The sequence below is a fragment of the Nocardia sp. NPDC050630 genome (assembly GCF_044457245.1).
Classification (GTDB): domain Bacteria; phylum Actinomycetota; class Actinomycetes; order Mycobacteriales; family Mycobacteriaceae; genus Nocardia.
The window spans coordinates 390,706-410,871 of sequence record NZ_JBITGN010000003.1; the positions used below are offsets into that span (position 1 = coordinate 390,706).

The 20,166-nt window shown below is 65.8% G+C and carries 22 protein-coding genes; 9 read left to right on the forward strand and 13 right to left on the reverse strand.

Features of this window, described 5'->3' with window-relative positions:
* Positions 1–128: 128 nt before the first annotated feature.
* Positions 129–689 (reverse strand): DUF4396 domain-containing protein, encoded by a 561-nt coding sequence (locus ACIBG0_RS12010; RefSeq protein WP_397031748.1) that lies wholly within the window; start codon positions 687–689, stop codon positions 129–131.
* 118 nt (positions 690–807) lie between these two features.
* On the opposite strand from ACIBG0_RS12010, the gene ACIBG0_RS12015 reads away from it, so the two are divergent.
* Both ACIBG0_RS12015 and ACIBG0_RS12020 read left to right on the forward strand, forming a co-directional pair.
* Complete coding sequence (locus ACIBG0_RS12015) at positions 808–1,011, forward strand: type II toxin-antitoxin system VapB family antitoxin (protein WP_397031750.1); 204 nt, start codon at positions 808–810, stop codon at positions 1,009–1,011.
* A gap of 307 nt (positions 1,012–1,318) precedes the next feature.
* On the forward strand, positions 1,319–2,002 hold the full coding sequence (locus tag ACIBG0_RS12020) for a RadC family protein (RefSeq protein WP_397031752.1): 684 nt from the start codon (positions 1,319–1,321) through the stop codon (positions 2,000–2,002).
* A gap of 5 nt (positions 2,003–2,007) precedes the next feature.
* Here the strand turns inward: ACIBG0_RS12020 and ACIBG0_RS12025 are convergent, their stop codons facing one another.
* The 5 genes from ACIBG0_RS12025 to sdhC form a co-directional block, all read right to left on the reverse strand.
* On the reverse strand, positions 2,008–2,340 hold the full coding sequence (locus ACIBG0_RS12025; protein WP_397031754.1) for a GNAT family N-acetyltransferase: 333 nt from the start codon (positions 2,338–2,340) through the stop codon (positions 2,008–2,010).
* Between the two features lie 168 nt (positions 2,341–2,508).
* Positions 2,509–3,279, reverse strand: coding sequence for a succinate dehydrogenase iron-sulfur subunit (locus ACIBG0_RS12030; protein ID WP_397031756.1), 771 nt, complete (start codon positions 3,277–3,279; stop codon positions 2,509–2,511).
* Positions 3,279–5,045, reverse strand: coding sequence for a succinate dehydrogenase flavoprotein subunit (gene sdhA / locus ACIBG0_RS12035; protein WP_397031758.1), 1,767 nt, complete (start codon positions 5,043–5,045; stop codon positions 3,279–3,281). The genes ACIBG0_RS12030 and sdhA overlap by 1 nt, the downstream gene beginning before the upstream one ends.
* An 87-nt stretch (positions 5,046–5,132) precedes the next feature.
* On the reverse strand, positions 5,133–5,564 hold the full coding sequence (locus ACIBG0_RS12040; protein ID WP_397031760.1) for a succinate dehydrogenase hydrophobic membrane anchor subunit: 432 nt from the start codon (positions 5,562–5,564) through the stop codon (positions 5,133–5,135).
* Positions 5,565–5,636: 72 nt separating this feature from the next.
* A complete protein-coding gene (gene sdhC, locus ACIBG0_RS12045) occupies positions 5,637–6,035 on the reverse strand; it encodes a succinate dehydrogenase, cytochrome b556 subunit (RefSeq protein ID WP_364346499.1) in 399 nt (132 codons plus the stop codon).
* A 299-nt stretch (positions 6,036–6,334) separates the two neighbouring features.
* Here sdhC and ACIBG0_RS12050 point away from each other — a divergent pair, with 299 nt between their 5' ends.
* The 3 genes from ACIBG0_RS12050 (at position 6,335) to ACIBG0_RS12060 (ending at position 10,034) form a co-directional block, all read left to right on the forward strand.
* Positions 6,335–6,736, forward strand: a complete 402-nt coding sequence (locus ACIBG0_RS12050; RefSeq protein WP_397031762.1) for a cytidine deaminase — start codon at positions 6,335–6,337, stop codon at positions 6,734–6,736.
* A 258-nt stretch (positions 6,737–6,994) separates the two neighbouring features.
* Positions 6,995–8,281, forward strand: coding sequence for a thymidine phosphorylase (locus ACIBG0_RS12055; RefSeq protein WP_397031763.1), 1,287 nt, complete (start codon positions 6,995–6,997; stop codon positions 8,279–8,281).
* 655 nt (positions 8,282–8,936) lie between these two features.
* Positions 8,937–10,034, forward strand: coding sequence for an adenosine deaminase (locus tag ACIBG0_RS12060; protein ID WP_397031765.1), 1,098 nt, complete (start codon positions 8,937–8,939; stop codon positions 10,032–10,034).
* Here ACIBG0_RS12060 and ACIBG0_RS12065 read toward each other — a convergent pair whose 3' ends face one another.
* The 5 genes from ACIBG0_RS12065 to ACIBG0_RS12085 all read right to left on the reverse strand — a co-directional run bounded on the left by ACIBG0_RS12065 (position 10,035) and on the right by ACIBG0_RS12085 (position 13,559).
* Positions 10,035–11,303 (reverse strand): primosomal protein, encoded by a 1,269-nt coding sequence (locus ACIBG0_RS12065; RefSeq protein WP_397031767.1) that lies wholly within the window; start codon positions 11,301–11,303, stop codon positions 10,035–10,037. It lies immediately after the preceding gene.
* Positions 11,304–11,329: 26 nt separating this feature from the next.
* Positions 11,330–11,677, reverse strand: coding sequence for a YbaB/EbfC family nucleoid-associated protein (locus ACIBG0_RS12070; protein WP_397031769.1), 348 nt, complete (start codon positions 11,675–11,677; stop codon positions 11,330–11,332).
* Positions 11,678–11,753: 76 nt separating this feature from the next.
* Positions 11,754–12,104 (reverse strand): hypothetical protein, encoded by a 351-nt coding sequence (locus ACIBG0_RS12075; protein WP_397031771.1) that lies wholly within the window; start codon positions 12,102–12,104, stop codon positions 11,754–11,756.
* 20 nt (positions 12,105–12,124) lie between these two features.
* Positions 12,125–13,246, reverse strand: a complete 1,122-nt coding sequence (locus ACIBG0_RS12080; RefSeq protein ID WP_397031773.1) for an NlpC/P60 family protein — start codon at positions 13,244–13,246, stop codon at positions 12,125–12,127.
* A gap of 4 nt (positions 13,247–13,250) precedes the next feature.
* Positions 13,251–13,559, reverse strand: coding sequence for a hypothetical protein (locus ACIBG0_RS12085; RefSeq protein WP_397031774.1), 309 nt, complete (start codon positions 13,557–13,559; stop codon positions 13,251–13,253).
* Positions 13,560–13,712: 153 nt separating this feature from the next.
* Here ACIBG0_RS12085 and upp point away from each other — a divergent pair, with 153 nt between their 5' ends.
* The gene (upp, locus tag ACIBG0_RS12090; protein ID WP_397031776.1) at positions 13,713–14,336 is read left to right on the forward strand and encodes a uracil phosphoribosyltransferase; all 624 of its coding nucleotides are present in this window, start codon (positions 13,713–13,715) and stop codon (positions 14,334–14,336) included.
* Positions 14,337–14,441: 105 nt separating this feature from the next.
* Here the strand turns inward: upp and ACIBG0_RS12095 are convergent, their stop codons facing one another.
* Positions 14,442–15,938 carry a phospho-sugar mutase gene (locus ACIBG0_RS12095; protein WP_397031777.1) on the reverse strand — a complete coding sequence of 499 codons (1,497 nt, stop codon included), beginning with the start codon at positions 15,936–15,938 and terminating at the stop codon, positions 14,442–14,444.
* The gene (locus ACIBG0_RS12100; RefSeq protein ID WP_397031779.1) at positions 15,939–16,718 is read right to left on the reverse strand and encodes a purine-nucleoside phosphorylase; all 780 of its coding nucleotides are present in this window, start codon (positions 16,716–16,718) and stop codon (positions 15,939–15,941) included.
* 130 nt (positions 16,719–16,848) lie between these two features.
* On the opposite strand from ACIBG0_RS12100, the gene ACIBG0_RS12105 reads away from it, so the two are divergent.
* The 3 genes from ACIBG0_RS12105 to ACIBG0_RS12115 all read left to right on the forward strand — a co-directional run bounded on the left by ACIBG0_RS12105 (position 16,849) and on the right by ACIBG0_RS12115 (position 20,135).
* The gene (locus ACIBG0_RS12105; protein ID WP_397031781.1) at positions 16,849–17,553 is read left to right on the forward strand and encodes an enoyl-CoA hydratase-related protein; all 705 of its coding nucleotides are present in this window, start codon (positions 16,849–16,851) and stop codon (positions 17,551–17,553) included.
* Between the two features lie 93 nt (positions 17,554–17,646).
* Positions 17,647–18,876: a M20 family metallopeptidase gene (locus ACIBG0_RS12110; protein WP_397031782.1), complete on the forward strand. Its 1,230-nt coding sequence runs from the start codon at positions 17,647–17,649 to the stop codon at positions 18,874–18,876.
* 92 nt (positions 18,877–18,968) lie between these two features.
* A complete protein-coding gene (locus tag ACIBG0_RS12115; protein ID WP_397032000.1) occupies positions 18,969–20,135 on the forward strand; it encodes a M20 family metallopeptidase in 1,167 nt (388 codons plus the stop codon).
* Positions 20,136–20,166 lie beyond the last annotated feature (31 nt).

Below are 20,166 nucleotides of genomic sequence, written 5' to 3' on the forward strand. Positions count from 1 at the left end.
ACGTCGATGCAAGCACCGCCGGGCGGTGGCGACAACAAAAGCCCGCCCAGCTGGTCAAACTGCCTAGCTGGTCGGGCTTTTTCGCGTTGTTACCGGCAGTAGGCCGGCCGTGGCGGCGGCAAAAGTGATCAGTGGTGGCCGTGCAATTCGTGCACCACAGCATGGCCCTTGCCGCGTCCGATCATCCACTTGTTGATCGGTGTGGTGAGGACGAAGGCGACCACCAGAGACAAAGCCAGAGTCGCCCAGAACATGACTGTATCCAGATGTGCGTCCATGGCACCGGGCACCGCGAGGATGACGGCATTGTCGACGATCTCCATGACCGTGATCGAGACCGTATCAGCGGCCAGTGCGGTAGTGATCGCTGCCGCCAGCGGCAGACCCGCCTTCAGGACCCCACGCATGGTCAGTGCGTAGCCGAAGAAGAAGGCAAGCACGATTGCCAGCACCATGGTCGCGGTGTTGTTCCAGCCGAGCGCGGTGCCGATCACCATGCCGAGGATTTCGCCGATCGCGCAGCCGGTGAGGCAGTGCAGGGTGGCCTGGGCGGCCATCCGCCAAGACGCCGGAGCGTGATGCTCGGTGTTTGCGTGCCGAGTATGCCCGGCGGCTGCCGCATGCGCGGAATGTGCTGTGCGCCCGGCGTGTTCGTGGTGTTCGATGGGCGTTCCGTGCTCGTGCTCCATGCGGGGAACTATACCCCCGTAGGGTAATTCGTCAAGTACCGATACCGGTGTTGTGCCCGATTTGCCAGACATCAGCGGGTCGGATAAAGCAATATGGCGAATGTACGAAGGAGGGCGCATGAAATCCGTGCGGATCGATCTCGACCAGCAACTGCTCGCCGCCGCGGCCGCCATCATGGGCACATCGACGAGCAACGCCACCATCAACGAGGCGCTGCGCCGAATCGTTGTGCACGAGCGGCAACTTCACCATCTGGAGCGGTTGGCTGCCGGTGTGCTGTGTGCTCTGCCCGGACCCGAGATCGCGGTTGCCGACGGCTGATCAGAGGTCACCGCGTCGGGCAGCGCAGCCCTTTCTGCGGTGGGGTCAGCTCGATCGGGTACTTCAGGACCGGTTCGTCGACGCATTCGATGCCGTTCATGGTTTGGCGAGGCCGCGGGTCAGTGGGGCCAGGTGCGTGAGGTGTACAAGGTCGAGATCGCCCTGGTCGTGGCATCCGAATAGCCCAGGCCGCGACCGTCGTTCGCGGTGGCGGGTGCTCGGCGAGTGACGGTCGAAGCCTTCCCATCTTCAATGTCGGTGGGGGCTGGCATGATGCGCGAGATCGCACCGCATTCGAGGGGGATTGATGTCGGTACCCATCGCCAAACTGCCATTCGACCAACGTCCACGGGAACGGCTGCTCACGCTCGGCCCGCACGCGCTCAGCGATAGCGAATTGCTCGCCGTGCTGCTGCGCCAGGGACGCCGGGGCGAAAGCGCACTGGACATGGCCGCCGAGCTGATTGCCGAGCACGGCGGCATCGCCGGTTTGGCGGCCGCGCGGCCGGAGGAATTATCGCGGCGAGCGGGCGTCGGGGAGGCCAAGGCCGCGGCCATCATCGCCGCCTTTCACCTCGCGACCAGGGCCCGCAGCAGTCCGGAAAACGCCCCGCGCCTGGACGCCGCCGCCGATGTCGTCCGGGTGGCGCTGCCGCTGTTCGCCGGTGCCCGTGTCGAACGGCTGCTCGTGCTGGTGTGCGATGCGCAGAATCGATTGCGGCACAAGGTATTCGTGGCCGAAGGTGCGATCGATCAGGTCGCCGTCCCGGTCCGCGAAATACTCAATACCGTGCTGCGTCACGACGGTCGCGCCTTCGCGGTGGTGCACAATCATCCCTCCGGCGACCCGGTCCCCAGCTTCGACGACCGTCGCGCGACCAGTCTGCTCATCGAATCCGCTCGCATCGTCGGCCTGCGTTTTCTCGACCACGTGGTGATCGCAGGGCAGGGGTGGGCGAGCGCCGCACCGTTGCAGCGGTCCGGTGCGTGATGCGATCAGCGGGGCAGTGCCGGAATGCGCTGCAGCAATGCGGGTGTCGGTTCGTCGACGCTGGCAGCGAAGTCGTTGTTCCTGGTGACCCACCGCACCACGAACGGGCACACCGGTACGATTCGGCGGCCGCTCGCTACGGTGTCCGCCAGCGCGTCGTGGATCAGAATGCTGCCCAATCCTCTTCCGCCGAACGCCGGATCGACCTCGGTCGCATAGAAGACACGGTGCGCACCATCATCGAAATACAGCTCTTCTCCGACGGGCGTGCCATCGAGTCGGATTTCGTACGCGTTGCGCGCGGGAACGCTGACTACCTCTACTTTCGGTTCACTCATGCCCCCTGGAACGCATCCGTACCGCCGTTTATTGCGCAGACGACGAGGGCTACCGAAATGTCCCTGAATGGGAATGAAATGGGAAAAGCTCCGTAGCGGGGGATCCATTGCGCGGACGACGAAGGCCGCCCGCATCTTTCGATGCGGGCGGCCTCGGGGTGCCTCGAATCAGCGTGCGAACAGCAGTGCGCGCTTGACTTCCTGGATGGCCTTGGTGACCTCGATGCCGCGGGGGCAGGCATCGGTGCAGTTGAAGGTGGTGCGGCAGCGCCAGACGCCTTCGACATCGTTGAGGATGTCGAGGCGTTCGCGGGCGCCTTCGTCACGGCTGTCGAAGATGAAGCGGTGTGCGTTCACGATCGCGGCCGGGCCGAAGTAGCTGCCGTCGCTCCAGTACACGGGGCATGAGGTGGTGCAGCAGGCGCACAGGATGCACTTGGTGGTGTCGTCGAACCGGGCGCGGTCGGCCTGGCTCTGGATGCGCTCGCGGGTGGGCTCGTTACCCGAGGTGATCAGGTAGGGCTTCACGGCACGGAACGCGTCGAAGAACGGCTCCATGTTGACCACGAGGTCCTTCTCCACGGGCAGGCCGCGGATCGGCTCGACGGTGATGGTGAGGGTCTTGCCGCTCTTGGGCAGCATGTCCTTCATCAGCACCTTGCAGGCCAGCCGGTTCACGCCGTTGATTCGCATGGCATCCGAACCACAGACGCCGTGCGCGCAGGAGCGGCGGAAGGTGAGCGTGCCGTCCAGGTAGGACTTGATGTAGATGAGCACGTTCAGGAAACGGTCGGTCGTCAGCACCGGTACCTGGAAGGTCTCCCAGTGCGCACCCTTGTCGTCCTCCGGGTTGAACCGGGCGATCTTGACGTCGACCATGACCGAACCCTCGGGCACCGGTGCGGCCTTCTGCGGGGGTGTGTCGAGTGCGGCAGTCATCAGTACTTACGCTCCATCGGCTCGTAGCGGGTCTGCACCACCGGCTTGAAGTCGAGGCGGATATCGGAGATGAGCTCCGCACCCTCCTTGTAGGCCATCGTGTGCCGCATGAAGTTCACGTCATCGCGGTCCGGGTAGTCCTCGCGGGCGTGACCGCCGCGCGATTCCTTGCGGTTGAGCGCGCCGACCACGGTGACCTCGGCCAGCTCCAGCAGGAAGCCGAGCTCGACGGCCTCGAGCAGGTCGCTGTTGTAGCGCTTGCCCTTGTCCTGCACCGTGATGCGGGTGTAGCGCTCCTTGAGCGCGTGGATATCGGTGAGCGCCTGCTTGAGGGTGTCCTCGGTGCGGAACACCGCGGCGTTCATATCCATCGTGTACTGCAGTTCGGTGCGGATATCGGCGACGCGCTCGTTGCCGTGCTCCGACAGCAGCATGGCCAGCCAGTCCTGCACCATTTTGGCCGGATTCTCCGGCATCTCGACGAACTCGGTGCGCTGGGCGTACTCCGCGGCGGCGATGCCGGAGCGGCGGCCGAAGACATTGATATCGAGCAGCGAGTTGGTGCCGAGACGGTTGGAGCCGTGCACCGAAACGCACGCGCATTCACCCGCGGCGTACAGGCCGGGCACCACATCGGTGTTGTTGCGCAGCACCTCGCCGCGAATCCGGGTCGGGATGCCACCCATCACGTAGTGACAGGTCGGCATGACCGGCACCAGTTCCTTCACCGGGTCCACACCCAGGTAGGTGCGTGCGAATTCGGTGATATCGGGCAGCTTTTCCTCGAGCACGTCCTCGCCGAGGTGGGTCACGTCGATGTAGACGTAGTCCTTGTTCGGTCCGGCGCCGCGACCCTCGAGCACCTCGAGCACCATCGAGCGGGCGACGATATCGCGTGGTGCGAGGTCCTTGATGGTGGGGGCGTAGCGCTCCATGAAGCGCTCACCGCTGGCATTGCGCAGGATGCCGCCCTCACCGCGGACGGCCTCGGAGATCAGAATGCCAAGACCGGCAAGGCCTGTCGGGTGGAACTGGTGGAACTCCATGTCCTCCAGCGGCAGACCCTTGCGGAAGACGATCGCCATACCGTCACCGGTCAGCGTGTGCGCGTTCGAGGTGGTCTTGTACATCCGGCCGGAACCGCCGGTGGCGAAGATGATCGACTTCGCGTGGAAGACGTGCAGTTCGCCGGTGGCGAGCTCATAGGCGACCACACCCGTCGCGACCGGACCACGCTCGGTCTCGGACATGACCAGGTCGAGCACATAGAACTCGTTGAAGAACTCCACATCGTGCTTGACGCAGTTCTGGTAGAGCGTCTGCAGGATCATGTGGCCGGTGCGGTCGGCGGCATAGCACGCGCGGCGGACCGGGGCCTTACCGTGATCGCGGGTGTGACCACCGAATCGGCGCTGGTCGATCTTGCCCTCGGGCGTCCGGTTGAACGGCAGACCCATCTTCTCCAGGTCCATCACCGCGTCGATGGCCTCCTTGGCCATGATCTCCGCGGCGTCCTGGTCGACCAGGTAATCGCCACCCTTGACGGTGTCGAAGGTGTGCCATTCCCAGTTGTCTTCTTCGACATTGGCCAGTGCGGCGCACATGCCGCCCTGTGCCGCGCCGGTGTGACTGCGGGTCGGGTAGAGCTTGGTCAGGACGGCGGTGCGGGCTCGGGGCCCGGCCTCGATCGCCGCGCGCATACCGGCGCCACCGGCACCGACAATGACGACGTCGTAGCGGTGCTCCTGAATCCGGGATTCACTCATGCCTGCACCTCGCTGGCTCCGGCATGTGTGAAACACGCTGTGTCGATGATTCGTTCGCTGCGCTCACTCATCGGAGTTCGCCTGTTCCTAACTGATGTTGGGGTCGAAGGTGAAGATGACGTAGGTGCCAACGCCCACGATCAGGATCATCGAGATGGCTAGCAGGGTGTTCAGCCAGAACCGGGTCGAGTCCTTGCGCGAGTAGTCCGCGATCACGGTGCGCAGGCCGTTGCCGCCGTGCAGCTGGGCAAGCCAGAGCATGGTCAGATCCCAGAACTGCCAGAACGGGCTGGACCAGCGCCCGGCAACGAAGGCGAAGTTCAAGCGCTTCACGCCGCCGTCGAGCAGCAGCATGATCGTCATGTGGCCCAGGACCAACACGATCAGCAGCAGGCCGGAGAAGCGCATGAACAGCCACGCGTACTTCTCGAAGTTGTTGTTGGAGCGGGCGCGCGGCGAGCGAGGCAGATCCAGGCTCGCGGGACGGTCGTAACTCTTACCGATGACAGGTGCGTTCATGCCTCCACCTCGCTGGCGCTCGGCTCCGGCATGACCGCACTGGCGGCTGTGTCGATGATTCGCTCGCTCATGTCAGTGCTCCGTGAACAGGTAGAAGAACTGGCGGCCGACGGCCGGAACCACCAGCAGGAACCAGACGGCCAGAATCACCCACAGCATCGTCTTCTGGTACTTCGGGCCCTTGCCCCAGAAGTCGACCAGGATCACGCGTACGCCGTTGAGCGCGTGGAACAGCACGCAGACGACGAGACCCATCTCCATCAGGGCGACGATCGGGTTCTTGTAGGTCTCGATGGCGTGGTCGTAGGTGTCGGGGCTGACCCGTACCAGTGCGGTGTCCAAGACGTGCGCGAAGAGGAAGAAGAAGATGGTGACACCGGTAATCCGGTGTAGCGCCCAGGACCACATTCCGGGGTCGCCTCGGTACAGCGTCTTCCGCTTCGGCTGTGCCGGAGCTTCTGTCGTGGTCATAGAGTGCGGTGCCTCCAACGTCGTTGATGGACCCGGTTGCAAGTCCGAGGCAGGCGACGTGGATGTATATGCCCAGGTGGCTGCGCTTTGCTGCTTCAAATAGCTCGCGCGTGGGCCCGCCGCCGGGAACCTGAACCGATCTGATCTGGACTCTAATCCCCTCGCAATCGCGGAACTAATTCGGCGTGCCGTGCGTTGCGCTACAGTCGAGCGAGTTAGGTTTACCTTTCTTGATGCGTAATGGGTTGCGCTGTGGCCCCTGCGCGGGCAAGTGTGGCTCGGTCCGGAAGGGGTTCCCGATGGCGGATATCGACTGGAAATCCTTGCGCAACAAAGCAATCCAAGTTATGCACAATGCCTATGCGCCGTACTCGCGGTTTCCGGTCGGCGCGGCGGCTCTCAGTTCCGACGGCCGAATTGTGAGCGGCTGCAATGTGGAAAATGTCTCATATGGATTGGGCCTTTGTGCCGAATGCGTACTCATCGGTAACTTATTCGCGGGTGGTGGAGGCCGTTTGCTGGCTATCTCCGTTACCGATTCCCGGGGCGAAATCCTGATGCCGTGTGGGCGTTGCCGCCAGCTGCTCTACGAACACGGCGGAGCCGACCTACTTGTGGATCACAAGGCCGGACCCGTGCCGCTACGAACCCTGCTCCCCGACGCCTTCGGGCCTGAAGATCTCGATGCCGGGCAGCGGTAGGCCGTTCTCAGCAATCTGCGAACGACGCGTCGATTTCGACTTCCGTCGGCATGCTGATCTCTGGTCTGCCGACCGACGTGATCCCCGAGGTGCTCCCCTTTCGACCTCGCGGACACTGAACTCGAGATCCGCGACGCGGCGGTCCATGTGTGCGTGCGTCATTGCGCTCCCCAACGTCTACTCGATGATGCGCGGAAGCTATCGGAAGGCACCGGCAAGTTCCAGGGGACGAGCGTGTCCCGTGCCAGACTTGCCGGTGTGACGGCAGTGGACGCGGTTTCGATCATTACGACCAAGCGGGACGGCGGGGAGCTGTCGGGCGCGCAGATCGATTGGGTGGTGGATCGATTCACCAAAGGGGTGGTGGCCGACGAGCAGATGGCGGCGTTGGCGATGGCGATCGTGTGGCGGGGGATGACGCGGCGGGAGACCGCGCGATGGACGAATGCCATGATCGCGTCGGGGCGGCGGATGGACTTCACGGATCTGGCGCGCCCGACCGTGGACAAGCATTCGACCGGCGGGGTCGGGGACAAGATCACGTTGCCGTTGGCGCCGTTGGTCGCAGCGTGCGGGGCAGCCGTGCCGCAGCTTTCCGGGCGCGGGTTGGGGCATACCGGCGGGACGTTGGACAAGCTGGAGGCGATACCGGGATGGCAGGCCGATGTGCCGGTGGCGCGCATGCGGGAGATTCTGTCCGATCCCGGCATCGGCGCGGTGGTGTGCGCCGCCGGCACCGATCTCGCGCCCGCCGATAAGCGGCTGTATGCGCTGCGCGATGTCACCGGGACCGTTGAATCCATACCGTTGATCGCCAGCTCGATCATGAGCAAGAAGATCGCCGAAGGGACCGCCGCGCTCGTCCTCGATGTGAAGGTCGGCGCGGGTGCTTTCCTGAAAACCCTGGACGGTGCACGCGAATTGGCAACGGCCATGGTCGAACTGGGCGCGGATGCGGGGGTACGGACGGTCGCGTTGCTGACCGCGATGGACACGCCACTCGGACGCACCGCGGGCAATGCGCTCGAGGTCGCCGAATCGGTGGAGGTGCTCGCGGGCGGCGGCCCCGCCGACGTCGTTGAACTGACGCTCACCCTCGCCCGCGAGATGGTGACCCAGGCCGGACTCGATATCGACCCGGCCGACGTCCTCGCTGATGGTCGCGCAATGGACCATTGGCGCGCCATGATCAAGGCCCAAGGCGGCGACCCGGACGCGCCCCTGCCGCGCGCGAAGCACACCGAAATCGTGCGCGCCGAACAAGACGGTGTCCTTACCAGACTCGATGCCATGGCCATCGGCGTCGCCGCCTGGCGTCTCGGCGCCGGTCGAGCTCGCCAGGGCGATCCAGTCCAATTCGGTGCAGGCATCGAAATGCACGCCAAACCAGGCGATTCCGTAACCACACGCCAGCCCCTACTGACCTTGCACACCGACACGCCGCAAGCCTTCCCCGGCGCTCTCGCCGCCCTCGAAAACTCCTTCACCATCGGAACCACGGCACCACCGCCAGCCGCCTTGGTCCTGGAGCGCATCGCCCTCTGACACCACGGCGTGCCGTCGCGGTGATCCGCTTGCCTCTTTTAGGGTCGTGGACCGCATCGGCTCCTGACACCACGGCGTGCCGTCGCGGTGACCCGCTTGCCTCGTTTAGGGTCGTGGACCGCATCGGCTCCTGACACCACGGCGTGCCGTCGCGGTGACCCGCTTGCCTCGCTTAGGGTCGTGGACCGCATCGGCTCCTGACACCACGGCGTGCCGTCGCGGTGACCCGCTCGCCTCTTTTAGGGTCGTGGACCGCATCGGTCCCTGACACCACGGCGTGCCGTCGCGGTGACCCGCTCGCCTCTTTTAGGGTCGTGGACCGCATCGGTCCCTGACACCACGGCGTGCCGCGGTGACCTGCTCGCCCGCTAAGCGTCGGGAAGTCCGATTGCCGGGCGGTCCTGGGCCGCCGGATCAGTCGGCAACACCTGTGCGAGTGCGAGTCGATCACACGGGAGGCGTGGCATGAGGTTTGTGGCAATTTGGCGGGAAACCGACCGCTACGTTAATTCTTGGCTGGTTAAAGGGGCTTTCCGGTGCTCATGGGTGGCCATCGGCTACTCGAGCAGCGACATTGCGGATTATGTCTCGGGTGGGGGTGGCGGAGAGCGCGATCACAGCCGCATGAAGGGGTCGGTGCGGCTAACGTGTGGTCATGACAGGACCGATGCCTTTGACCCTTGCCTCGATCCGCCAAGCTCCCAAGGCGTTGTTGCACGATCATCTCGACGGTGGTCTGCGGCCCGCGACGGTTTTGGAGCTCGCCGCCGATTGCGGTTACGACGACCTACCCGCCGACAATGAGACCGAGCTGGCGGCATGGTTCCGCGATGCGGCCGACAGCGGCTCGCTCGAGCTCTATCTGGAAACCTTCGCGCACACTGTCGCGGTAATGCAGACCCCGGAGGGCCTGCGCCGCGTGGCTCGGGAATGTGCCGAAGACCTCGCCGCCGACAGCGTGGTGTATGCCGAGGTGCGCTTCGCTCCCGAACAGCATCTGGAGCGCGGCCTCACCCTGGACGAGGTGGTCGAGCACACCCTCGCCGGATTCCGCGAAGGTGCGGCGGCCGCGGCCGAGGACGGTCACCCTATCGTGGTGACCTGCCTGCTCACCGCCATGCGGCATGCGGCGCGTTCGCGCGAGATCGCCGAACTCGCCGTGCGGTGGCGCGATCGTGGCGTCGGCGGATTCGATATCGCGGGCGCGGAGGCGGGGTTCCCGCCCAGCCGCCACCTGGACGCCTTCGAATACATGCGCGCCAATAGCGCGCACTTCACCATTCACGCGGGTGAGGCGTTCGGACTGCCGTCCATCCACGAGGCGCTGGCATTTTGTGGCTGCGATCGGCTCGGCCACGGTGTGCGGATCACCGATGACATCACCGTTACCGGCGCGATCGAGGACGCGCAGCTCGGCCTGGTCGCGAACTATGTGCGGGATGCCCGAATACCGCTCGAGCTCTGTCCGTCGTCGAATGTGCAAACCGGCGCGGTTCCCGCACTCGACAAGCATCCGTTCGACCTGCTGGCGCGGCTGCGCTTCCGCGTCACCGTCAATACCGATAACCGTTTGATGAGCGATACCAGCATGAGCCAGGAGATGCTCAAGCTGGTCGACACCTTCGGCTACGGCTGGAGCGACCTCGAACGCTTCACCATCAACGCGATGAAGTCCGCGTTCATCCCGTTCCCCGAACGTCTGCGCATCATCGACGACATCATCAAGCCGGGTTACGCCGTACTGCTCGGGTAGTTATTTCTCCTGCGTGAGCCGGGACTCGAAGTTGCGCTCCAGGTCCCGCCAGCTCTGGGCTTCCGCGGTGAACGGAGGGTTCGGGGCCAGGCGGGTCGGGTCCGGGTTCAGCAGGTACGAGACGTACCAGCCGAGCGGAGTGGACTGCGCCAGCGCCTGTTCAACCGTATCGTCGTCGGCGTAATCGGCTGCGTCGGTGAACAATTCGACCGCAAGATCGAGCTGTTCGACATCGACCGCCTGCGGGCCCTCGGCCAGATCGTCGGCGAGACCGGGCAGCACGTAGACGTTCTCGTCGGTGACCTCGACCTCGAGCGAACCGTCGACGGCGGCGGTCTGCACATCGGTGTAGGTGCTCACCCGCGCCAGCTCATGCTCGTGGTCATCGGCCAGGTAACGGGCCAGCGCGCGCTCGGAGCCGAACACGGTGATGGAGCCGTCCTTGCCGAGGAAGATCGGCTCGTCGTCGAGGTAGCAGCGCAGGGTGAAGTAGGTGCCGTCGGAGGTGACGATCTTGACCGGGTCGATGCCGACCTCATGCCAGAACGACTCGTCCTCCTCCCCTTCTTCTTCTTCCTCCTCCTCGTCGTCCGCATCGAGGTCGACGGATTCGAACTCCTCGTCCTCCTCGCTGTCGGCCGCGTCATCGGCGTCGACCACGTTTTCCTCCGCGGCGAGCAGTTCGGCCTCCGCGACCGCGACCGCCTCGGCATCGACCTCGGGGGTCTGCACCACGGAGTCGATGGCGTCGAGCACGTCGTCCCAGCCCTTGGCGATGGCGGCGCCGATCTGATCCCACAGCTCCTCGCCGTCGCGCCCGACAAAGGCGCTCACGCCGCTGGCCAGCGCGCCGACCACCGGATGGGAGCCGAAGAACTTGGTCACCGTCTCCAGCTCGCACACCTCACCGATATTGCGCACCATGCTGAGCGTGTCGTCGAGCTCGGCGATGGTATCCACATCTGGATCGCTCGCGACCAGCTCCGGCACCCCGACCAGATCGAAGGTGAAATTCTCCTCCGGCTCCAATTCGACCGCCGACAGCCCGGCCACGACCTTCCACGCCGGATGGTCCACGAGATCGTTATCGGAGTTGGTCCGGATGAATGCGGCCAGCTCCGCGACGGTCTCGAAACCGTAGAGGGAGTCCTCATGTCCGAGGAACGCCTCCCACTCGTCATCACCGTCGCGCCAGCGCGGTGCCCACAGGGTGACGAGATCGCCGTCGGTCAGGCCGAGCTCGATCGGGACGATGTCTCCAGAAGCCATGTGCGGAAGCCTATCGACCTTCCGAGTCAGTGACTATCCGGCCCGCCCCCAACGCTTCCCTGGGCGCCCTCCGGCCCGACCGCGAACGACTCGTTCAGTGTCGCAACGACCTTCGATCGCTGCGTGCCGGCGTCCTCCGCGGCTTGGCGACAGGCCCATATGATCAGCTGACCGACCTCTGCCGGCGGCAGCGAGGTGACCGACTCCGACAGGCTCAGCGCGACCAGCGCGCCGTCGCTGTTCACCTCGACGCTGACCATGCCGTCCTCGGTCCGGAACCGGCCATGCACCTGCTTCAGGCCGTACAGCGCGGCCTCGAGCGCTTCCAGTTTTGCCGTCGCGTTGGCGACCAGCGCGTCCATTTCAGCGCTCATACCTGCGCCTCGCTGGCGCTCGGCTCCGGCATGACCGCTGAGGCGCCTGTGTTCATGATTCGTTCGCTCCGCTCACTCATACCGGCCTCATCCAGCTCGTCGGTCCGGTGTCCGCGTCATCGATGCGGTCCAGTTCGTCCACCGCGGCCTGGCGCGTCGGCAGGCCGAGCTTGTCCAAGATGTCGGCGGGCATGCCCGCCTCGGCGAGCAGCTCGCGGCGGCGGGCTCGGGCGGCGACAGTGGAACGCTTGGTCAACCGCAGGATCTCGTCGGCCAGAGTCTGTGCGCCGTAACGGTATTCGCTGCGCTCGAACTTGATCTCGATCGGCATGCCCTGGTCGGTGGCACGGACCGAGATGGTGCCCGATCGGTTGGTGCTCGCCGCCACCGTGACATTGGGTATCGGTGGGGTCTGGGGCTGGGACATTATTCGTTCGCTCCGCTCATTTACGAGGTCGGCCGGTAGAAGCCATGGAAGTTCATGCCCATGTTGTCGGTTCGAACCGAGCTGATCTGGACCGGATTACCGGCCTCGACGAACTGTCCGTTGCCGATCACCATCGCGACGTGGCCATCCCACACGGCCAGATCGCCCGGCATCAGATCACCCGGTGACACCTGCATATGGCCATTGCCCTGCTCCTGAGCCAAGCGGGGCAGATCGACACCGGCCTCGCCGTAGGCGTACTTGGTGAGACCGCTGCAGTCCAGTCCGGAGCCGGGCGTGTTGCCACCCCACACGTAGGGTGTGCCGACCGCGCCGATGGCCGCCTTGACCGCCGTCGCAGCCTTTTCGTTCGGGGCCTCCACGACGCTTCCGTCGGGCAGGGTGATCTTCACGCCCTTCCCGGAGGCCGACGACTGCCCGGTCCCGGTCGTGCTCGTACTCGGTTTGGAACTCGATGCCGTACTCGCGGACGTGGTGCTGGCTTTGCTCGCGGTGCTCATCAGGCTGCTGAGCATGCCGCCCGCGCCACTCGCGACAGTGCTCACGGTCGATGACAATTGCGAGGCACCCTGGGTGGCGGTGCCGACCGTGCTGGCGACATTGGACAGCGACGGCGTCGACGGCGGGGGAGTCAACTCGTTCATCGACGCGGTCTGGGTATCGAGTTCGTTGCGTACCCGGCCGACCACATTCAGGCCCTGACCGATGTGGTCGATCGCGGAGCCGACGAGCACCGTCAGCCCCTCCGGTGTGGCCAGCGCAGGACCGAGACTGGTGGCCTGGTTCACGAATGACTGGACGATCCCGTTCAGTTCCTTCTGGCCCGTTTCGACTTGGGCCGCAGCCTGATTCACGACGGTGGCCATATCGTTGCCGCGATCGGAAATGGTGGCGGCCGAGGTCTGTACCCGCAGCGCCTTCACGGTGACGGCATCGGCCGCCGCACCGTCCCATGCGTTGTTCACCTGGTTGATGCTGTTGCGCCCGACCGCGTGCACCTGGTCGACGGCGGTCGAGGTGGAGGTCAGTGCGTCGGCGGGTCCGCCAGTTGGCAGGACACCGGTGCCGAAGCTGGAAAGGAGGTCGAGCAGTGGCTGGACCAGGGCGCTGACATCGATCACGGCGTCATCCGTCCAGGCCGGTGGCGTTCAGCCCGGCGGCATTGTTCAGGTCGGTTTCCTCGAGGACGACGGCCGAAGATGTTGCCGCACCGCCCATGCTCGCGAGCACCGCCGACAACTGACCGATCGAAGCAACGTGTCCGGCGTGCGCCGCGGCGTAGGCGGCCATGAAATCGCCGCCGATAAGGCCCATGATCGGGCCGAGAAGTGTGGGATCGGCGGCCGCGGCGCTCACCCCTGCGGCGGCGAGATCACCTGACATGGCCGCGGCCGTCGCGCCGTAGGCGGTGATGCCTTCGGTGTCGGCCGACATCTTTCGCATAATGCTCCCCCATCTGTTTGTTCCCAGGCAGAGTACGTCATCCACCTAGTTCGACGCGCTGCCTTGCCGATCGGTTCCAGCCGTTCGAAAAAAATTCGGGTGGAGGTACGCCGCCGAACTCGTTTTCGACCTTATCGTTCCCTCATGCGCACGCACACCGTGGACCATCCGCTCGTCGCCGCCCTGCTGACCACGATGCGCGATGCGAGAACGGCCAATCCGGCCTTCCGCGCGGCATTGCGCGATCTCACCGGGATCCTGATCTACGAGGCGCTACGTGACGCGCCGGTCGTCAACTTCCCGATCACCACACCGGTATCCGACACCGAGGGAACGCGATTGGCGCAGCCGCCGCTGTTGGTTCCGGTGCTGCGCGCCGGACTCGGCATGGTCGACGCGGCCGCCGAACTCATTCCGGACGCCAGGGTCGGTTTCGTCGGCATCGCCCGCGACGAAACCACCCATCAGCCGGTGCCGTACATGGAATCGCTGCCCGCCGACCTGTCCGAGATGCCGGTCTTCGTGCTCGACCCGATGCTGGCCACCGGCGGTTCGATGCGCCACACCCTGACGTTGCTTGCCGCTCGAGGGGCCACCGACATCACCGCGGTGTGTGTCGTAGCCGCCCCCGAAGGCATTGCCGCTCTTGCCGATTCGGGCCTACCCGTGCGCCTGGTCACCGCCGTCGTCGACACCGGCCTCAACTCCGATGCCTACATCGTCCCCGGCCTGGGCGACGCAGGCGACCGCCAATTCGGCCCCCGCTGAGCCACTTTCGCGTCGAATATGTCGGTGGCTTCTGACAGGCTGAGTGGCCTGCTTCGAGATCCGCGGTGGTTCGCTCGGTGACCGAGTCCGGATGAATAGCCTGGCTCAGAGTCCTCGACAGAAGGCACGCAGTTCAGCGAGGCGTTGTCCGGCGGCGGTTCTCGCCGCAGCCAGAACTCCACAGTCGGCGACCGGCTCGACGACTTCCAAGTAGCACTTGAGCTTCGGTTCGGTGCCGGATGGGCGGACCACGATCCGGGAACGGCCGCCCTCGAAAATCAATGCGTCGGTGCGCATTCGGCCGCGCACCTGGAGCAGGTCGGTGTATGCGACCGGCTCGCCCGCGATTTCGTCGGGTGGGGCCGTGCGCAGGCGGTTCACGAGTTGCGCGGCTGCTGCCGGATCGGGTAGGCGCAATGAGACCTGGTCGGTGGCGTGCAGGCCGAATTCGACCGCGTAGTCGTCGAGTTCGTCGGCGAGGGTGCGGCCTTGGGCCTTCAGCCGGGCGACGAGATCGGCAGCCAGCACCGCCGCGGATATACCGTCCTTGTCGCGTACCGTGGCCGGGTCCACGCAGTGGCCGATGGCCTCTTCGTAGGCGTAGACCAGACCATCGCCCGCGCGGGCCAGCCACTTGAAGCCCGTCAACGTTTCCGCGTACCGCGCTCCCCGGGCGGCGGCGAGTTTCGAGAGCAATCGCGACGACACGACGGTGGTCGCTACCAGTGCATCCGGCGCAGCGGTCCGCAGCACATAATCGCCGAGCAGCACACCGGTTTCGTCGCCGCGCAGCATGCGCCAGCCGCCGTCGCCGTCCGGAATTCCGATGGCGCAGCGATCGGCGTCCGGGTCGAGCGCGATGGCGAGATCCGCGCCGATCCTGGTGGCGATGTCCAGCAGAAGGTCAGTGGCGCCGGGCTCTTCCGGATTCGGGAAGGCGACGGTGGGGAAGTCGGCATCGGGCGCGAATTGCGCCCCGACGACGTGCACATGCCCGAATCCCGCCGCGGTGAGGGCAGTCACGGCAGTATCGCCGCCGACCCCATGCAGCGGTGTCAACACGATCCGGATATCGGAACGCTCGCCGGGACCGCCGATCAACTCGGGCAGCCGAGCCACCCGATCGATATAGCGGCGCACCAGGTCATCGGCGGCCGGTGTGACGGGCGTGCGGGCGATCGGCTCGGTGACGTCCTCGATGCAGCGCTCGATCTCGGTGTCGGCCGGTGCGATCAGTTGCGAACCGCCGTCCAGGTATACCTTGTAGCCGTTGTCGGTCGCCGGATTGTGCGATGCGGTGATCTGGACTCCCGCGACGGCTCCCAGCTCACGCACCGCATAGGCGACGACCGGGGTGGGCAGCGGGCGTGGCAGCAGCACGACCGGAAAGCCCGCGGCGGCAAAGATTTCCGCGGTCGCGATGCCGAATTCGGCGGAGCCGTGCCTGGCGTCGCGTCCGACGACCACCGCGCCGCCGCCGAGACAGCGACCACGCAACCAGTCCACGAGTCCGGCGGTTGCCCGGCTCACCGTATCCAGGTTCATGCCGTCGGGTCCGTCCCGCAGCGGCCCGCGGAGCCCGGCGGTGCCGAAGCGCAGCATCTAGAGCCGTTCCAGTACGCCGCGCAGCAGTTTGCCGAGACGGGGCGCGGCCGCATGACCTTCGGCGAGTACCTCGGCGTGCGAGAGGTGCGCACCCGTGACGCCCGCGGCAAGGTTGGTGACCAGGGAAATACCGAGCACCCGGGCGCCGAGCGCACGGGCCGCGATCACCTCGAGCACCGTCGACATGCCCACCAGATCCGCGCCGATGGTACGCAGCATCCGGATCTCGGCGGGGGTTTCGTACTGCGGCCCGGTCAGGCCCGCATACACACCCTCGGTCAGACTCGGGTCGATTTCTCGTGCCAGCGCACGCAATTCGGGATCCCACGCGTCCACGAGATCGACGAATGTGGCACCCGCCAGCGGCGTGCGGCCGGTGAGATTGAGATGGTCGCTGATCAACACCGGCTCGCCGACGCGCAGCCCATCCCGAATCCCGCCCGCCGCATTCGTGAGCACCACCGTTTCCACGCCCGCCGCGATCGCGGCGCTCACCGGATGCACGACATCGCCCGGCTGGTAGCCCTCGTACAGATGCTGACGCCCCATCAGCAGCAGCACGGGCGTGTTGTCTACGGCAACCGAATGCACCATCCCGACATGCCCTTGCGCAGTTGGCCTCCCGAATCCCGGCAGCTCCGGCATCGGCACCGAAGCCGACGGCGTGCCGATCTCCGCGGCCGCATCCTGCCAGCCCGATCCCAGCACCACCGCAACCCGGTGCCGCTGCACTCCCGTACGTTCGGCAATCGCCCTCGCGGCCTGTTCGGCAAGCATGCCCGTCACGATAGCTGGGTTTTTGGCGGCGCGGGCGCCGCGAACGGGTCGCGAGGGGACGGCATTTGACCTGCCGAGAATTTGCTACCCGCGAGTAGGTTTTCCATCCTTTTCCCGTTACGCTGCACGCATGCCGTATCTGGAACGTGAAGGGGATGTGTTCGTTGTCTACCTCGGGAACGAGGGGCAGACCGACAGCGAGAACCGTTTCCATCCGGATTGGATCGATGCGTTCCACGGGTTGTTGGACCAGGTCGAGGCGTCCGAGGGGCCGGCGGCGCTGGTCACTACGGCGAGTGGGAAGTTCTACAGCAACGGACTCGACACCGATTGGCTGTTCGGCAACCTGGATCAGATGCACGGCTACCTCGATCGCGTGCACAGCCTCTACACCCGACTGCTGACCTTTCCGCTGCCGACCGTGGCCGCCGTCAACGGTCACGCCTTCGGGGCGGGTGCCATGCTCGCCACCTCGCACGATTTCCGGGTGATGCGGGCCGACCGCGGCTTCTGGTGTCTGCCCGAGGTGCATCTCGGCATGCCGTTCACCGTGGGCATGAACGCGCTGCTCACCGAACGCCTGGCCAACCAGGTCTGCGTACAGGCCATGACGACCGGTCACCGCTTTGCCGCGGACGAGGCGATCGCTGCGGGAATTGTCGACGCCCAGGCGGATGCTGATAGTTTGCTGAAGTCCGCCATCGAACGCGCGGGCGCCCTCGCGGCAAATCGCAAGCCCAATCTGCCGGTGATCAAGCGGTCACTGCACGCCAAGGCGCTCGCTGGGCTCGCGACGCCGACCACGCCGGAGAATCTGGCGTTCGCCCCGGGATAACCGCAACTCGAGCGCAACCCTTGCGCCATCGGGCGACATCGCCCCTGGACGCAGGGTGCGCCCGATCGTCTGCGCAGTGCCAGACTGTGTGCCATGCCACCACCGCGCAGCGGGCACCCCGAATCACGCACGGACCACCACGCGCACCCGGCCGCGGCGGCGGATGCCACGATCCTGGCCGCCGCGCCCGAACTGATCGCGCTCTCGCATTCGATCCACGCCGAACCAGAGCTGGCGTTCGAGGAAACCCGCAGCGTCGCCAAGACCATCGCGCCGCTGGCCGAGCGTGGTTTCGCGATCGAGACCCCGGTCGCCGATCTGCCGACCGCGTTCCGCGCGACCTTCGGATCCGGCGAGCTCACGGTCGGTATCTGCGCCGAATACGATGCGCTGCCCGAGATCGGGCACGCCTGCGGACACAACGTCATCGCGGCGTCCGCGGTCGGCGCCGGACTCGGCCTCGCCGAGGTGGCCGACGCCCTCGGTATCACCGTCGTCGTCTTCGGCACACCCGCCGAGGAGAGCGGCGGCGGCAAGGTACTGATGCTCGAGCGTGGCGTCTTCGACGATGTCGCGATGGCGATGATGGTGCATCCGGGCCCGATCGATATCGTCGACGCGCGCTCGCTGGCGCTGGCGGATCTGTCGGTGGTCTTCCACGGCCAGGAGGCACATGCCAGTGCGGCGCCGGAATTGGGCCGCAATGCGGGCGACGCGGTGACCGTGGCGCAGGTTGCTCTCGGATTGCTGCGGCAACATCTCCGACCCGGACAGCAACTGCACGGTATAGTCAGCGACGGTGGCGTAGCCCCCAACATCGTTCCCGGACGTGCGGAACTGCTGTATTACCTACGCGCAGTCGACTCCGCATCCCTCGACGATCTGATGCGACGAGCGTCGGCCTGTTTCGAGGCGGGTGCGTTGGCAACCGGCTGCACACACGAAATCCGGACGGTTGCGCCGACATATACCGAGCTGACGCCCGATGCCGGATTACTGTTTGCCTATCGCGAGCAGATCGTCGACTTGGGCCGGGTGCCGATCGCACCGGAACTCGAGGCGCAGCGACCGCTCGGGAGTACGGATATGGGCAACGTCACCAACGTCATACCGGGCATACATCCGGTCATCGGCATAGATGCCGGTGGGGCGGTGACGCATCAGCCCGGCTTCGCCGCGGCGAGTGTCAACGCTTCGGCCGATCGTGCGGTAACCGACGGTGCGATCGCGCTCGCGCGTACCGCTATCGCCGTAGCTCGCGATCAAGTACATAGGGACAGGTTGTTGCGACGGCTCGTTCAACGACAGGAGGACATTCGGTGAGCATTTCCGGCCGTTCCGCGGCGCACGCGAGACGTTCCGTGACGGCGACGCGCGTGCCAACGGGGGGCCAGGGGAGCGCCGCGCATTCGGATATCGCGGAAGTCGGACCGGATGCGGTCGATTCCTGGCTGGCCGAGCACACGGTCGATCTCATCCAGTGGCGGCGGCATATCCACGCGAACCCGGAGCTCTCCCGCACCGAATTCGCCACCACCGAGTTCGTCTCGGCCTGGCTGACCAAGGCGGGATTGACGCCGCAGAAGATGCCCAACGGCACCGGAGTGCTTTGTGACATCGGTCCGGTGGACGCACCGCGCATCGGACTGCGCGCCGATATGGATGCACTCCCACTGCAGGAATTCACCGGACTCAGCTTCGCGTCCACCGTCCCCGGCGTCTCGCATGCCTGCGGGCACGACGCGCACACCACGATCCTGCTCGGCACCGCGCTCGCGCTGGCCGATCAGGAACTGCCGGTCGGCGTCCGATTCGTCTTCCAGCCCGCCGAAGAGGTGATGCCGGGTGGTGCGATCGATATGGTCGCCGCCGGCGCGATGGAGGGCGTCGACCGGATCTTCGCACTGCACTGCGATCCGCGTCTCGAGGTCGGCCGGGTCGGCATCCGGGTCGGTGCGATCACCTCGGCCGCCGACACCATCGAGTTGGTCCTCGATTCGCCGGGCGGGCACACCTCGCGTCCGCATCTGACCAGCGACTTGGTCTACGCCATCGGCACCGTGATCACCGGCCTGCCCGGTCTGCTCAGCCGCCGCATCGACCCGCGCACCAGCACGGTCATGGTCTGGGGTGCGGTCAGCGCGGGCAAGGCGCCCAATGCGATACCACAGACCGGCATGCTCACCGGCACCGTGCGCACCGGCGATCACGCGACTTGGTCGCTGCTGGAGCCGATGGTGCGCGAGATCGTGGACGGCCTGCTCGCCCCGACCGGGGTGCGCTACCAGTTGAACTACCGCCGCGGTGTGCCGCCGGTGGTCAATGACGAGCACTCGACCAGGATGTTCGAGGACGCGATCCGCATGCTCGGCCCGGACGCGCTCGCCGACACCTTGCAGTCCGGCGGTGGTGAGGATTTCTCCTGGTACCAGGAGGAGGTACCGGGCGCGATGGCCCGCCTCGGCGTTTGGTCCGGGCACGGTGAACAGCTGGATCTGCACCAGCCGACCTTCGATCTCGATGAGCGCGCGCTTGCCGTGGGTGTCCGGGTGCTCAGCAATATCGTGTTGAACGCGAGCTGACGAAGACAAAGAAGCGGCCGACCCTCGGCCG

Bases quoted from the DNA above. Each gene is read 5' to 3' on its own strand.
- ACIBG0_RS12110 (WP_397031782.1), top strand. From the start codon at position 17,647: ATGCCACCACCGCGCAGCGGGCACCCCGAATCACGCACGGACCACCAC.
- ACIBG0_RS12030 (WP_397031756.1), bottom strand. From the start codon at position 3,279: ATGACTGCCGCACTCGACACACCCCCGCAGAAGGCCGCACCGGTGCCC.
- ACIBG0_RS12105 (WP_397031781.1), top strand. From the start codon at position 16,849: ATGCCGTATCTGGAACGTGAAGGGGATGTGTTCGTTGTCTACCTCGGG.
- ACIBG0_RS12065 (WP_397031767.1), bottom strand. From the start codon at position 11,303: ATGGCTTCTGGAGACATCGTCCCGATCGAGCTCGGCCTGACCGACGGC.
- ACIBG0_RS12095 (WP_397031777.1), bottom strand. From the start codon at position 15,938: ATGCTGCGCTTCGGCACCGCCGGGCTCCGCGGGCCGCTGCGGGACGGA.
- ACIBG0_RS12025 (WP_397031754.1), bottom strand. From the start codon at position 2,340: ATGAGTGAACCGAAAGTAGAGGTAGTCAGCGTTCCCGCGCGCAACGCG.
- ACIBG0_RS12020 (WP_397031752.1), top strand. From the start codon at position 1,319: ATGTCGGTACCCATCGCCAAACTGCCATTCGACCAACGTCCACGGGAA.
- ACIBG0_RS12070 (WP_397031769.1), bottom strand. From the start codon at position 11,677: ATGAGCGCTGAAATGGACGCGCTGGTCGCCAACGCGACGGCAAAACTG.
- ACIBG0_RS12060 (WP_397031765.1), top strand. From the start codon at position 8,937: ATGACAGGACCGATGCCTTTGACCCTTGCCTCGATCCGCCAAGCTCCC.
- ACIBG0_RS12015 (WP_397031750.1), top strand. From the start codon at position 808: ATGAAATCCGTGCGGATCGATCTCGACCAGCAACTGCTCGCCGCCGCG.
- ACIBG0_RS12050 (WP_397031762.1), top strand. From the start codon at position 6,335: ATGGCGGATATCGACTGGAAATCCTTGCGCAACAAAGCAATCCAAGTT.
- ACIBG0_RS12040 (WP_397031760.1), bottom strand. From the start codon at position 5,564: ATGAACGCACCTGTCATCGGTAAGAGTTACGACCGTCCCGCGAGCCTG.
- upp (WP_397031776.1), top strand. From the start codon at position 13,713: ATGCGCACGCACACCGTGGACCATCCGCTCGTCGCCGCCCTGCTGACC.
- sdhA (WP_397031758.1), bottom strand. From the start codon at position 5,045: ATGAGTGAATCCCGGATTCAGGAGCACCGCTACGACGTCGTCATTGTC.
- ACIBG0_RS12075 (WP_397031771.1), bottom strand. From the start codon at position 12,104: ATGTCCCAGCCCCAGACCCCACCGATACCCAATGTCACGGTGGCGGCG.
- ACIBG0_RS12010 (WP_397031748.1), bottom strand. From the start codon at position 689: ATGGAGCACGAGCACGGAACGCCCATCGAACACCACGAACACGCCGGG.
- ACIBG0_RS12085 (WP_397031774.1), bottom strand. From the start codon at position 13,559: ATGTCGGCCGACACCGAAGGCATCACCGCCTACGGCGCGACGGCCGCG.
- sdhC (WP_364346499.1), bottom strand. From the start codon at position 6,035: ATGACCACGACAGAAGCTCCGGCACAGCCGAAGCGGAAGACGCTGTAC.
- ACIBG0_RS12100 (WP_397031779.1), bottom strand. From the start codon at position 16,718: ATGCTTGCCGAACAGGCCGCGAGGGCGATTGCCGAACGTACGGGAGTG.